The sequence below is a fragment of the Paenibacillus ihumii genome (assembly GCF_001403875.1).
Taxonomy (GTDB): Bacteria; Bacillota; Bacilli; order Paenibacillales; family Paenibacillaceae; genus Fontibacillus; species Fontibacillus ihumii.
Map to the genome: position 1 here is coordinate 2,104,494 of NZ_LN884299.1, position 13,531 is coordinate 2,118,024.

Sequence of the window (13,531 nt, forward strand, 5' to 3'; positions counted from 1 at the left end):
TATGGAACCTGGCAGGAGACTCTTTTTGCGGAGTTCGATGCGCCGCATCAGAGGTTGACATTTTTTAACAATCAAAAGATAATAATTGTAACTTTGGAAAAAGGAGGGATGATAGAGAGCTAGTTTGATTTCAATTGAATTCATCTGAATTCATTAACGCAGGATTCAGTCGCACCTCGCATATTAACCCTCTAAAGGAGTGAAGTCATGTACGATAAAATCGTAGACATTTTGTGCTCTATCAAAGAAGATCATCCGGAGCTCCGCCAATCCCTGTCCCCCGAAACAGATCTGAACAACGATATAGGCCTCGATTCTCTGCAAATGATCCAGTTTATGCTCAAAGTCGAGGAGCAGTTAAACGTAGTCATTGACTATGACCACTTCGATTACGAGCATCTCCAATCAATTGAAGCATTTCTCACTTTTCTAAATAGCTGCCAGCCGCAAGAGCAGGCAATGTATGAAGATGTTAAACCGTGAAGCCGACATCATCCCGAAAATCGTGATGGGCACCTTTGATCCCGAGACGCGCTGGAGGAATCCGGACCTGGCCAGGCTGCCCGCTATGCCCGATAAGGACCGGGAAGCGATTGTTTTATGCATGGACGAGCTGCTTTTTCCATTTTGCGGCTCGGAGGATACTCTCTACAGCCGCTGCAAAATTGATCCGGCACTGCAAGAATACCTGCACGGGTTGGGCTTTGCTTTTCGGCCCCGATACTCCTTTGATCTGAACGACAATAGAGAGTCCCTTCCTGAACCGGATGCTTTCAAGCGATGCATGTTCAGGCTTGCAGCCGAGCAAGCTCTGATTACTAGACCGGCAAACAGGATGCTGCAGGCGGCCAGTTCCGCTTATAGCAAGGGTACAATTCTGCCGGAATCTACCTCTCCCATGAACGCCACCGGTTATTCAAGACAAACACATTGGCCGGATGAAGCGGTGTTCGCCTTCTCCACAAAAAAATTGTCTCCATACGCCATTACGGCGGATACGGAAGCTTACCTTCATGCCGCCGGACCGTTTGCCCCTTTGCCGGGCTTCGAGACGGTAGTGCGTGTTAATTCCAAGATGTACTCCAACCAGCTCCTGGCTAGAATCGGTGAGAAGTGCTATGGCACAGAAGTGAATAGCGCAGCGGAAATGGTGACGGCTGGAAATAGACTTCTGATGCGGGGGCCATATCTGCTGAAAGACCCCTTCGGTGTGTCGGGCAAGGGCAATCTGCTCATCGACAGCGAAGCCATGCAGCGAAGGATAGCAACACATCTGCATAAACAAGAAGGGAATGGATTGCGTTCTCAATTCCTCCTGGAGCCTCTGCTGCCAAAAAAAACCGACTTCAGTTCTCATTGGCTCATCGAGGAGAGCGGGAAGAGTGAGTTCATTTCCGTTCAGCGGATGCTGAATCATCAACAGAATTACAGCGGATCTATTAAAGCAGAGGATGCTTTTATTGGCCAGCTTGAGAAAAACGGCTATTTTAGCGTGATTGAAAACGCACTTCGGCTTCTGGCAGAGGACGGTTACCATGGCTTTGTCTGCTTCGACTCTATGATCCTGGAGGACGGTGAAGCCGTACCCATCGTGGAGATCAACGCCCGCAAATCCATGGGCCTGATTAACGCTTATCTTGATAAAAGCTGGGAGCCGTACGGCCTTGCCGGCTGGCTCACCTTTCTGTCCCTTGGTCTTCCGGAAGGCTTCACGTTCGGAAAGCTGCTGCACACTCTGCGCAAATCCGGTCTTCTGTTTACAGCTCCAGGAGAGTACGGAATTATTCCTCTATCCTCCAATACCGTCATGGTGAACGAGACTCTGGCCCGTCGTCGTGCCGCTGACGGAGCACAGAACAGACGGGGCATGCCGAAGGGACGGTTGTACGTATCCGTGCTGGGCCGTGACGACGGACACCGGAGCGAACTGATCACAAGCCTGCGGCAAGTGCTCGCAGACTTGTCCGTTAAAGTGTACGACTAAATCTGGAACTCGGAGGCTGGCGCATGAAATCATCTTCGGTTACCTTGCTGGCGTCGGGGAATTCGCTTGGCGCCTATATTCCGGCCATGCATCTGCACAAATATCTGCTAAGCCAAGGTGTTGGAACGGAAATTCACGTTCTGGAGAGCTTGTATCGCGAAGAAGTCCGGCATAAGATCCGGTTCACCAAGCAAGCCTTCCATGCGGATTTCTCCTTTGCCCTTATGGGGCATAAGCTGGCCAAGCCCGTCGACTCTTCCCTGGGCGAGGAAGCGGTCCAGGGACTGCTGGAAGCCTGGAAACGGGCCGGTATTTTCCGCTTTGCCGTGTTCACCGGCTTCTGGCTGCCGATCCTGGAGCGCTACAAGGCGGCTGCCGGCGGTCTGCTCGACATCCGGCTGATCCGGATGGACGCGTGGGATACGCCGTCGTTCAAGGTACACAGGCAGCTGTACCCCGGCTACAACAACATCTGGTTCTACGAGCCTTCGAAGCTGTCTCCGGGCACCTATATTGCTTCAGACGAAGCTGAGCCTCTGCCTTACGCGCAGCGTGAAGGACGCATTCTGATCCATGGCGGCGGCTGGGGGATCGGAACTTATGCTGAAACGATCTCAGAGCTTCGCAAGCTCGGCCACAGACTTGACGTAATCGTCTATGATCCCTCCGAGGTGGCAGAGGACGACGGGGTTACGCGGTACTTCGGAACAGAGGCCTCCTGGGATCCGTGGTGCCGAGACGCGCAGGGGCGGCATACGTTTCCGCCGATGATCCGCTATGTCCGCAAGGACGGCGTTCTCCAGGAGCTTTCGCTCGGGGATTACTCCGCTTACACGGATCTGATGCGCAATTGCGCAGCGGTTATCAGCAAGCCGGGGGGAGCCACGCTGAATGACTCGCTGTCGTTCGGAGTCCCTTTTGTCATGCTGGAGCCGTTCGGCGAACATGAGCTTCATAATTCAACCTATTGGGAGGCCTGCGGTTTCGGCATCCGGTTTGCGGAATGGAAGGCCCAGGATTTTTCGAAGCCTGTACTGGAGAAGATTTGCAGACGCTTGCTGGAGCAGCGATCAAAAATTAACCATTTTGGGAGGAATACTTATGCAGCCGAAAACAGCAGTTACGTTTGACCGACTAACATTCCGTAATATGAAAAGAACCCTGGTTCCGCTGGCGGAAACGGGCCGAAAGCGCCGGGAAGATCCGACTTATGCGGCCCCTGTACCCTACGAAATCGGGATCAAGCTCAATAACGGCTGTAATCTGCGCTGCAAGCATTGCTTTGAATGGAATCCGGACGGCTTCCATCACGGCTTTGCCAAGGAAGTGAAGAACGATGAAATCGAGATTTCGGTGGTGGAGAAGCTTCTGGCCGAAACAAGAGAACGGAAATCGCGCGTATTTCTATGGGGCGGGGAGCCGCTGTTCTACTCCAAATTCGATGAACTGGCGGAGCTTCTGGCCAGAGAAGACCGCTATACGACTATTTGTACGAACGCGATTCTTATTGAACAGAAGCTGGATTCTATTCTGAAAATGTCGGACAATCTGGTCATGCTGGTCAGCCTGGAAGGCTTCGAGAAGGAGAATGATGCGATCCGGGGTAAAGGCACCTTCAAGAAAGTGATCCGCGCCATACAACTGCTGCTGGATCTGCAGAAGCAGGGCTTGTATAAAGGCAAAGTGTCCGTAGCCTTGACGGTAAATGACCAGATGGTCAGCCAGCTATACAGCTTTATGGAATTCTTCGAAGAGATGGGCGTAGATTCCGTTTACTTCTGCTTCCCTTGGTATATCCCTTTCGATACAGCGGAGAAAATGGACACCTACTTCGATGCCCATTTCCCGCACCTTGCCTCCCGCTTTGCGGACGGCCACAAGAACAGCTGGCACTCCTTTACGTTCCACATCTCACCGAATAATTTCGATACATTAATCAATGAGCTTAATAGGGTCAATTCCCGCGTGTGGAATATACGCATCCGCTATCAGCCTGCGCTGGAACCCGAAGAGGTGGAAGGATTTATCCGGGGCAGCGAGAAGCCGGCCATGAACCGGACAAAGTGCTTCTCGATATCAAACCGGATGGACGTGATGCCGGATGGCACAGTGAATCCATGCAAATTTTTCCCGGAATTTAGTGTCGGTAATTTGAACGAAGAAAGCGTGGCGGATATTTTCCACGGCGAAGAGCTCCGAAAACAGCGCGAGGTTCTGGCCTGCGGTCTAATGCCGATTTGCTCAAAATGCGTTCTTCTTTATAACAATGGAATTTAAAACAGGCAATCGTTCAGGAGGAGCGGGGATGGACTTTATCCATGTGTTCGAGCTGCACAAATCGTTTGTGTATTATCGAAAAGAAGCCGGGCTTAAGCATTCGCTGAAAAATTTGTTTGCCCGCAGGGCACTTGTGAAGGAAGCGGTTAAATCCGTTTCCTTCGATATCGGCCCCGGGGAGTGCGTTGGATTTCTTGGGCCCAATGGGGCGGGGAAGACCACGACGCTCAAAATATTGTCGGGCATTCTGTATCCGACAAGCGGGGAGGCCAACGTACTCGGCTATGTGCCATGGGAACGAAAAAACGAATTCAAACGGCTGTTCTCCATTGTGATGGGCCAGAAAAACCAGCTATGGTGGGATCTTCCTGCCAGCGAGTCGATTTATTTGAACAAATGCATTTATGATGTGGACGATGATCTCTACCGCCGCAGTCTTGCCGAACTGTCGGAAATGCTTGACGTGCAGGAGCTTCTGGACGTACAGGTACGGCGGCTGTCGCTGGGCGAACGGATGAAAATGGAGCTGATCGCAGCTTTGATTCACCGGCCTCGGCTGCTTTATCTTGACGAGCCGACGATCGGCCTCGATTTCCCCTCCCAGAAGAAGGTCAGGGAGTTCCTGAAATACTATAATGAGCAGTACGGCGCGACAATCCTGCTGACGAGTCACTACATGAAGGACGTGGAGGACCTGTGCAAGCGGACGATTGTCATTAACGAGGGAAGTCTTCTATATGACGGGGAGCTTCACAAAATCAACGATCTTTTTGGCGAGAACAAAATGATAAGGCTGCAGTTCTCCGAGCCCGTCGCCGAGCAGCGGCTGGTCAAATTCGGGAAAATCGTCAGCGCAGACGACTACAACGTTGTTTTGGAGCTGCCGAAGTTCCGTATGAAGGAAGTGTCGCGCGCTGTACTCGATTCGTTTCCGATCGTCGACTGGACGATTGAGGATGTACCGATCGAGGAGAGCATTTCGAAGCTCTACCGCAAGGAATCCGTCGGATGAACAGACGCAGATTGTATAGGGCTGTTTTTTCGATGGGCGTCCAGCATTCGATGGAATACCGTTTACATTTCTTTCTCGGTCTGCTTGGGGCCGTGTTTCCGATTCTTGTCCAGTATTTCATCTGGACAGCGGTGTATCGGCATTCCGGCCAGTCGGCGCTGTTCACGTATTCGTACACTCAAATTATTTTATATACGATTTTGGCGGGATTAGTGTCTAAGCTGATCGCGACCCAGTTCGAGCACCAGATTGCCGACGATATCAAAAACGGCGGTCTTAACAAGTATTTGATCAAACCGATCAGCTATTTCGGATATCGGCTGGTGTCTTTTTTCGGCCAGAAGGCGATCTATTACGGGATAACGGCATTGCTGCTCGCCGGAATTATCTGGACCGCATCAGCCCGGGGTGTACTCGAGCTTCAGGCCGTACGACTGATCTTGTTTGCCATCACGCTATGGGGGGCGCTTTTGCTCAACTTCCTGATCGCCTACTGCATCTGTGCGAGCGCTTTTTATTTGCATGAAATCTCTTATTTTTTCGTTATTACAAGTCTGCTCATCAATATTTTGAGCGGCGGCATGTTTCCGCTGGAGATTTTCGGAGAGTCGGTTGTGAGGGCGCTTCAATACACACCGTTCCCGTATACGATTTATTTTCCGGTCAATGTTCTCAGCGGCAAAGTGGAAGCGGCGGCTATGTACCAGGGGCTGCTTATCCAGTGTGGGTGGATTCTGTTGTTCTTCTGGCTATCCCGTCTGACGTGGCTCGTTTCCATGAAGAAATATTCGGCAGTTGGGGGGTAGCGGTATTTACGGATGTTTAAAATCGCGAGGAAATACATGCGCCTGTACGGCATTTTCATCAAAAATTGTCTCATCGCCCAGATGGAGTTTCGGGGCAATTTTATGATGAGCCTGCTTGTCGAATCCGTCTACCTGCTCGCCAAGCTGTTATATGTACTGGTCGTGTTCCGTACCGACCTTCACGTAGACGGCATTCCGCCCGAAGGGCTGCTTCTATTTATAGGCATGCACACCGTGGCGACAGGAATTTATGTCGGCCTGTTTTTTACAAATTTCACGAAAATTCCGGAGTATATTCGAGATGGCTCGCTCGATTTAATGCTGACCAAGCCAGTCTCCCTCCAATTCATGGCTTCCTTGCGTTACGTCGATCTGGCGCTGCCGATCCCCGATATTCTCGTTGGGTTCGTCATGATCGGTATCGGCTGGCAGGCCATGGACATTCCGTTGACGTTCCTGCAGCTATCAGGGTTTATCCTGCTGCTGTTCGTCTCCGTTGTCATCACATACTGCCTGATGATTGTCCCGGCGCTGCTATCATTCCGATTTATCCAGACGGGCTCTGTATCGGAAATCGCCCATTCCGTCTGGGACGCCAACAATTTTCCGATGGCGATTTACCCCGCCTGGGTTCGCCGGATAGGAACCTTTGTTATTCCTCTATTCCTGATTACCAATTTTGGACCGATGTTTCTGCTTGGGCAGCTCAACTGGCTCCATGCGGGACTGGCGCTAGCTGCTTCGCTTCTGCTCTTCGCGGCAGTGCGGCTGCTCTGGAAACAGGCTGTGAAGGGATACAGCAGCGCGAGCAGTTAGGACTTCTTTTCTGTCGCAGCCAATTGATCGATCACATGGACAATGCCGGTCATGATTCCGAATCCATTGTTAAGAAGGGGGACAATCCGTTGAACGCAGTTCAGCTTCCGGTGTTAAATCCGCCGCTTAAAGGATTTTTGCGGTGGGCTTATACACTTTCGATCACCAGCGCCCACAAAGAAACGATTCCATGGTATTATAGCAACTTTATCCAGCTGTTCTGCAAAAAAAACTTTCTGGAGGACGGCAGGCAGTACTATGTTGATTTTTTTCGCGGCAAGCCCAACGAGCTGAATTTCAACAACCCGTTTCTGCTTACCTGCTCGGTCAATTATACGATTCTGGAGAGTTTGGCATTGGACGCCTGGCCAAAATTTTTCGCGGATCAAATCCGCAGCGGCTATTATTGCGTTGTGTTTTTGGATGAAGCTAGACTATCACCGGCGGCCTCCTATCAGAAGGAGCCGTTCCCTCATCATCTTTTTATATACGGTTTCGATTGGGACAAAAAGGTCTTCTATGCGTCGATGTTCGACCATACGGGAGTTTACCGCAATTTGCCGATCCCGTTCGAAGAGTTTCAGGACGCCGTTCAATCCATGAGACATCTGTTAAAGGAGAAGCTCACAGCTGATCATCATACGTACTTTTATAAATATGAACCGCATTTTCCATATCCTTTCGATAGAACAGCCGCGATCGACCAGCTGCGTGATTATCTAAACGGGGAGACCCATCTTAACCGGATCAATTACATTCCAGACAACGAGGAAGCTTTCGGAATCAAAGTATATGACTATTTGCAGATGTATTATGATGCCGTGGAAAGCAACGATCCCCGGCTCGGCGACCGCAACGATGTAAGGCATCTTCATGTGCTCTGGGAGCATAAAAAAATGATGAGCGAGCGGATTGGATACTTGGTGGATGAGGGGATAATCCCGTATGATGAAGAGCTTGTGGAGGGCTACAAGGATATCAGCAAAAGGGCGATGAAGCTGAGAGATCAATACATTCGTCATGACATTCGCGCAGATCAAGAAATGTTTGAGCGGCTGCGGCTCCGGTTCGAGCAATTCCGAAATGAAGAGCCTGTTCTCATGCATAAACTAATTACACTGCTCGAAGGTTGAAAAAAGCCCCGGAGAGAACCCGGGATCCAGATGTAAAACTTAGGAAGGCCTGTGGAGATGCTTCGACAATATTTACCAAGGGGCTGTGGTGGTAGCTCGAATATTTCAGTGAGTTCCGAATGCCAATCGAAGGGAGAGCGCAATTGATGCGCTCTCTTTTTTATGGGGTAAAAATTACCAGTCCCTTTCCCGCCTGGAACAAAAGGCTGCAACAACTTCATGCAGTGTTTTGAGATGTTAAAACGCAGAAAGGATCTCTATAATTAAAGACATAGAAAAAAATCTACAAAATTCTTCATCATTCGACAAGAAGATGAAAGGTGAAAGAAGGTGAAGTGCTTTCATCCAATTAACGCAAAGGCAATCTCGCCTGGTTTCCATTCTTTTAAAGCAGAAAGGATACACAACCATCAAATTTTATGCTGAGGAATTGAAATGTTCCGAGCGTACGGTCCATTCGGATTTGAAAATAGTCGAGCAGTTCCTTTCAAGTAAAGGCTATGAGCTGGAAAAAAGGTCTGGCGTAGGCATAAGGGTCAATAAAGTCGATCGGAATCCTCCTCTTCCAGAGGTCCGGCAGCAATTAGATGATTATTCGACCTCGGGAAGACGCAGAAGGATCATGGAGCTGCTGCTGTTCGAGAATAAAACAGTTACGTATGACGGCCTGTCAGAGCTGTTCCTGGTCAGCCGAACCTCGATCAAAAATGATTTGGCTTTCGTGGAAAAAAAGCTAACTAGCCGCAATAACTTGAAGCTGCTAAGCGATTCCCAGGGCACACGTCTTTGCGGGAAGGAGAAGGACCTGCAAAAAGCCTATCTGGAGTTTAACCGCTATGTTCTGGAAGACAGCAGCATGATTTTTGAAAGCGATGATAAGCAGAAGCTGATGATTCTAGGCGCTTATTACGGCAAGGATGTCGTGAGCGTCTGCTCCAGAGTGCTTTACGGATACGTTAAAAACGACGTGACAGCCATTGCTGAATATTACGTTTTTAATGTGTTGAGCATGATGATTATTTTAGTGTATCGGCTTATGAAGGGCCATCATTTAGAAGAACAGAGGCCGGTATCTGGAGACAAGCTTGAAAGCGCGTACTTCAAGCAGAGTGCAGAGAGCATGTTGAACAAGATCTCGCTCAGATTGAATCTGGAATACAAGGCGACGGATGTGGACTATCTCGCCTCCTATCTGATCTCCAATAAATTTGCGCCTTTGCCTTCAGAAAGCAGATACAGCCATTACGTTGACAAGATCGTGAAGAAGGCCGGGGATTCCCTGCATCTTGATTTTACGAAGGATACCAAGCTCAGGGAGCAGCTGATTCATCATTTTCCGCCGATGCTTTATCGCTTGCGGGCAAGGATTCCTACGAGCAATCCGCTAATTGTGCAAATCAAAAACGAGTTTCCTCTTATATTCAATGTCATTTGGGTTGTGCTAAGCGAATACGAGGACGAGCTCGGAGTCATGTTCAATGAAGAGGAAGTCGGATTTCTGACGATTTATTTTCAATCCGCGATCGAAAGAGCGAAGGTAGGCAAGAAAATTTTAGTGATCTGCCCCAGAGGAATTGCCACCTCCGAGCTGCTGGTCAACCGGATCAAAAATGTTCTGCCCGCCTTTGACATGATCGAAGTCGCTTCAGCCAAGGAGGCTGTGAAGCTGAATCTCAAGGATATTGATCTGATCATTTCAACCGTTGATCTAGATCTTCCCGAGAGTAAAGTCATCGTCGTGTCTCCGCTGCTTAGCGAGCAGGATATGAAGAATATTTCCGATCTCTACTATGACAAATTCCTTCTGGCCAAAGAGACTAAAAATGAGTGGAAGCCCTTGCCTCATTTAGGAAGATATCTGAAGGATGAATTCATATTTTTCGACGGGAATTTTCAATCGAAGGATGAATTGATCGATGCCATTGGAAGCGAGCTGGTTGCGGGCAACTTTGTGACCGAGAGCTTTATAGAAAGCTTAAAGAACCGTGAGCTTATGGGCGGAACCGATCTCCCGACAGGAGCGGCCCTGCCCCATGGGAACCCGAAATATGTGAATGAAACGATGATCGTATTCGTCCGGAATAAAAAGAATATCGTTTGGAACAAGAGTTCCGTTAGAACCGTGATTTTTATCTGTTTCGCGGAAAAAGATACAAAAAATATAAAGCATGTACTTTCGGATATTTATTCGATTGTAGAAAACAGAGAAATGCTGAATCAGATTTATATGATGTCTGATAAGCAGGAGTTCAAAATGAGGATTGGATGTGGATCAGTTTGAAGGATGTAATTAACAAAAAAATGATCTTTCTGCAGCAAAACTTCGCGACGCGGGACGAGGTGCTTCACGTTCTGATAGACAGCGCGCTGCAAAACGGGTTGATTTCGGAGCAGAAGCCTTTCCTGCAGGCTGTGTTGGATCGGGAAGCGAACGTTCCGACAGCCATAGGCTATCAAATTGCCATCCCCCATGGAAAAAGCGATGCTGTGAAGCAGCCTTTTATCGGTTTTTTGCAGGCAAAGCAAGATTTCAAATGGACCGAGGGGTATGAGGAGGAAGTTAAGCTGGTCTTTCTGATTGGCGTCCCCAAGGAGAATGAGCAAAATATTCACTTGAAGTTCATTTCACGATTGAGCAAAAAGCTGCTAGATGACGATTTCAGAACGAAGCTGCTGGAAAGCACCGATGTTGAGCAGGTCTATCAATTGTTGAATTCCATTTATTAATGGTTCAAATATAAAAAACTTGAGGAGGAACAGCAATGAAGATAGTAGCAGTAACAGCTTGCCCCACAGGAGTGGCCCACACTTACATGGCCCAGGAGGCATTAGAGAAGGAATGTCAAAAGCGAGGATACGAAATTCAAGTGGAAACGCAGGGCAGTATGGGCATCGAAAATGAGCTGGAGCAGGATGTGATCGATGAAGCAGATGTAGTTATTCTGGCCGTGGCGATCCGAATCGACGGTGAAGAGCGGTTTGAAGAAAAAATGGATAATGGGAAAGTGCTGCAAATTGAACCGGCGGATGCCATCAAGCATCCTGGCGAAGTGTTGGATAGAGCTGAGAAACTTTAGAGAGGGATATGACAATGGCGAATAAGTTGCGAGATGTACTCAAGGAAATTCAGAAGGCATTTAGTACAGGTGTCTCTTACATGCTGCCGGCGGTCGTAGTCGGAGGGGTTTTCCTAGCCATCTCATTGGCCACAGGCACGGCTACGGATGAAGGAATGCAAGTAACGAGTCCGTTTATGCAAAATCTGCTTGATCTCGGGTCGGCCGGCTTTGCCATGATGATTCCGATATTGGCCGGTTATATCGCATATTCATTGGCTGGAAAGCCAGGGATTGCTCCGGCGATGATCCTGGGTTACGTAGCCAACAATCCGATTGGGGAGGACGGAGTAAAGACCGGTTTCCTTGGCGCAATGATTCTTGGTGTGGCCGTCGGATTAGTCGTCAAGTGGTGCAAGACCTGGAAGGTTCCGCCCACGATTAGGACGATCATGCCCATCTTGATAGTGCCTATTTTTTCAGTACTCACCATAGGGCTGTTGTATATTTACGTCATTGCCGGTCCGATAGGGGCAGCGATGACATGGCTGGTCAATGTGCTTGGCAATCTGCAGGGTGGAAACGCTGTCTTGCTCGGATTGATCATCGGTGCAATGACAGCCGTCGATATGGGCGGTCCCATCAACAAGACGGCTACGGCGTTTACGCTTGCTCTGATGGCAGAGGGAATTTACGGACCAAACGGCGCACACCGTATTGCCGTCGCGATTCCTCCGCTGGCCATGGCGGTGTCTACGTTTATCGACCGCAAGAAATATGCTCCCGAGGATAGGGATTTGGGCATTTCCGCCTTTTTCATGGGATTGATCGGTATTACCGAAGGGGCGATTCCTTTTGCCGTAAAAGATATTAAGCGCGTTCTTCCAGCCATCATTATCGGAAGCGCTGTCGGCGGAGGACTGGGAATGCTCATGACTGTCGAGGCCTTGGTGCCGCACGGCGGACTCATCATATTGCCTGTAGTTAATAACAAACTCTGGTATGTCATCTCGATGTTTGTAGGCGTGCTCGTCTCCGTGCTGATCCTGCACTTTACGAAGCCGAACCTGGATCAAGCCGGAAAAGGAAATCAACAGAAGAAGAGTGGGAACTCATCTATTGAAGCGACGAAATAAAGAAATATAGAAATGGAGCTGGTTAGAGTGGATAAACTGCCGATAAAAAAAGTTGTTGAAGGTTTGCTGGAGTTGCAAAAGACAGGTGAAAGCGCGACTTTGCTGGGAATCGGGCCGATGTCGAAAAATTGTGTACAGGCTACCCTGGAGCTCTCCAAGGAATACGATTTCCCGGTCATGTTCATCGCCAGCCGCAACCAGGTTGATATGGATGAGCTCGGCGGAGGCTATGTGAACGGCTGGAACCAGTTTACCTTTGCCAAAGCGGTGCAAGAGGTGGCAAATGACATCAGCTACGACAATTTTTATTATATGTGCCGCGACCACGGCGGCCCTTGGCAGCGGGACAAGGAGAGAAACGATCACCTGCCGCTGGAAGAAGCGATGGAGCTAGGGAAGCGATCCTATGTTGCCGATATCGAAGCGGGCTTCGATCTGCTGATGATCGACCCGACCAAAGATCCGTTCGAAGTAGGTAAAGTGATCCCGTTGGATACGGTGCTGAAGCGGACGGTGGAGCTTATCGAGTTCTGCGAAAATGAGCGTAAAGCGCGGAATTTGCCGGAAATCGGCTATGAAGTCGGTACGGAGGAAACTAACGGCGGATTGACCTCGACGGAAACGTACGAGACTTTTATTCTGCGCTTGCAAGAAGAGTTGGAGAAACGGGGCTTGCCGATGCCGACGTTCATCGTGGGGCAAACGGGCACGCTGACCCGCAAGACGGAGCAAGTGGGCACCTTCAACTTCAGAAATGCTTATGATTTGGCGCAAATGGCGAAAAAGTACGGCGTAGGCCTGAAAGAGCATAACGGCGACTACTTGGACGATGCGACGCTGCTGGAGCATATTCCTTCACAGATTACAGCGACCAATGTGGCTCCGCAATATGGCACAGAGGAGACTCGCGCATATTTGAAGCTGTCGGCGGTGGAGGCGAAGCTGGCTAAGAATGGTTTGATTGATGATCCTTCCCGTACCCGTGAAGTGCTGCTAACGCATGCAATTCAAAGCGAGCGCTGGCGGAAGTGGATGGTGGGCGAGCAGCAGGAGCTGACGGTAGAGGAAATTATGGCGGATGATCAGCTATCGGAGGAAATTCTGGATATCGCGGGCCACTATACGTTTAACGATGATGAAGTGAAGGCTGAAATCGAAAAATTGTACCAAAATCTTGAGAAGCATCATATTCAAGGTCAGCGCTATGTCATCGATCATATTAAACGCCCGATTCGTGATTATGTAGAATGCTATAACCTCAAAGGCGCAACCACACGTATACTTACTAAGGTTCAGCAATAGGAGGATTTG

General features: G+C 49.4%; 13 protein-coding genes. All 13 read left to right on the forward strand.

The window, feature by feature from the left end:
- The first annotated feature begins 207 nt into the window (after positions 1-207).
- The 13 genes from BN2762_RS16945 to BN2762_RS17005 all read left to right on the forward strand — a co-directional run bounded on the left by BN2762_RS16945 (position 208) and on the right by BN2762_RS17005 (position 13,522).
- Complete coding sequence (locus tag BN2762_RS16945; protein WP_055108089.1) at positions 208-483, forward strand: acyl carrier protein; 276 nt, start codon at positions 208-210, stop codon at positions 481-483.
- Positions 464-1,984, forward strand: coding sequence for an ATP-grasp domain-containing protein (locus BN2762_RS16950; protein ID WP_230202529.1), 1,521 nt, complete (start codon positions 464-466; stop codon positions 1,982-1,984). The genes BN2762_RS16945 and BN2762_RS16950 overlap by 20 nt, the downstream gene beginning before the upstream one ends.
- A gap of 23 nt (positions 1,985-2,007) precedes the next feature.
- Positions 2,008-3,114 (forward strand): hypothetical protein, encoded by a 1,107-nt coding sequence (locus BN2762_RS16955; protein WP_055108090.1) that lies wholly within the window; start codon positions 2,008-2,010, stop codon positions 3,112-3,114.
- Complete coding sequence (locus BN2762_RS16960) at positions 3,086-4,261, forward strand: radical SAM protein (protein WP_055108091.1); 1,176 nt, start codon at positions 3,086-3,088, stop codon at positions 4,259-4,261. The genes BN2762_RS16955 and BN2762_RS16960 overlap by 29 nt, the downstream gene beginning before the upstream one ends.
- A 28-nt stretch (positions 4,262-4,289) precedes the next feature.
- On the forward strand, positions 4,290-5,273 hold the full coding sequence (locus tag BN2762_RS16965; protein WP_055108092.1) for an ABC transporter ATP-binding protein: 984 nt from the start codon (positions 4,290-4,292) through the stop codon (positions 5,271-5,273).
- Entirely contained in the window at positions 5,270-6,079 is an 810-nt protein-coding gene (locus BN2762_RS16970; protein WP_055108093.1) for an ABC transporter permease, read from the forward strand. Before BN2762_RS16965 ends, BN2762_RS16970 begins: the two co-directional genes overlap by 4 nt.
- Before the next feature lie 12 nt (positions 6,080-6,091).
- Positions 6,092-6,895, forward strand: a complete 804-nt coding sequence (locus tag BN2762_RS16975) for an ABC transporter permease (protein ID WP_055108094.1) — start codon at positions 6,092-6,094, stop codon at positions 6,893-6,895.
- Between the two features lie 23 nt (positions 6,896-6,918).
- On the forward strand, positions 6,919-8,028 hold the full coding sequence (locus tag BN2762_RS16980; RefSeq protein ID WP_230202530.1) for a hypothetical protein: 1,110 nt from the start codon (positions 6,919-6,921) through the stop codon (positions 8,026-8,028).
- A gap of 343 nt (positions 8,029-8,371) precedes the next feature.
- Complete coding sequence (locus BN2762_RS16985) at positions 8,372-10,309, forward strand: BglG family transcription antiterminator (protein ID WP_055108096.1); 1,938 nt, start codon at positions 8,372-8,374, stop codon at positions 10,307-10,309.
- The gene (locus tag BN2762_RS16990) at positions 10,294-10,755 is read left to right on the forward strand and encodes a PTS sugar transporter subunit IIA (RefSeq protein ID WP_055108097.1); all 462 of its coding nucleotides are present in this window, start codon (positions 10,294-10,296) and stop codon (positions 10,753-10,755) included. Before BN2762_RS16985 ends, BN2762_RS16990 begins: the two co-directional genes overlap by 16 nt.
- Before the next feature lie 35 nt (positions 10,756-10,790).
- The gene (locus BN2762_RS16995; protein WP_055108098.1) at positions 10,791-11,105 is read left to right on the forward strand and encodes a PTS fructose transporter subunit IIB; all 315 of its coding nucleotides are present in this window, start codon (positions 10,791-10,793) and stop codon (positions 11,103-11,105) included.
- A 14-nt stretch (positions 11,106-11,119) separates the two neighbouring features.
- Positions 11,120-12,220 (forward strand): PTS fructose transporter subunit IIC, encoded by a 1,101-nt coding sequence (locus BN2762_RS17000; RefSeq protein ID WP_055108099.1) that lies wholly within the window; start codon positions 11,120-11,122, stop codon positions 12,218-12,220.
- Positions 12,221-12,232: 12 nt separating this feature from the next.
- Positions 12,233-13,522: a class II D-tagatose-bisphosphate aldolase non-catalytic subunit gene (locus tag BN2762_RS17005; protein ID WP_222861091.1), complete on the forward strand. Its 1,290-nt coding sequence runs from the start codon at positions 12,233-12,235 to the stop codon at positions 13,520-13,522.
- Positions 13,523-13,531 lie beyond the last annotated feature (9 nt).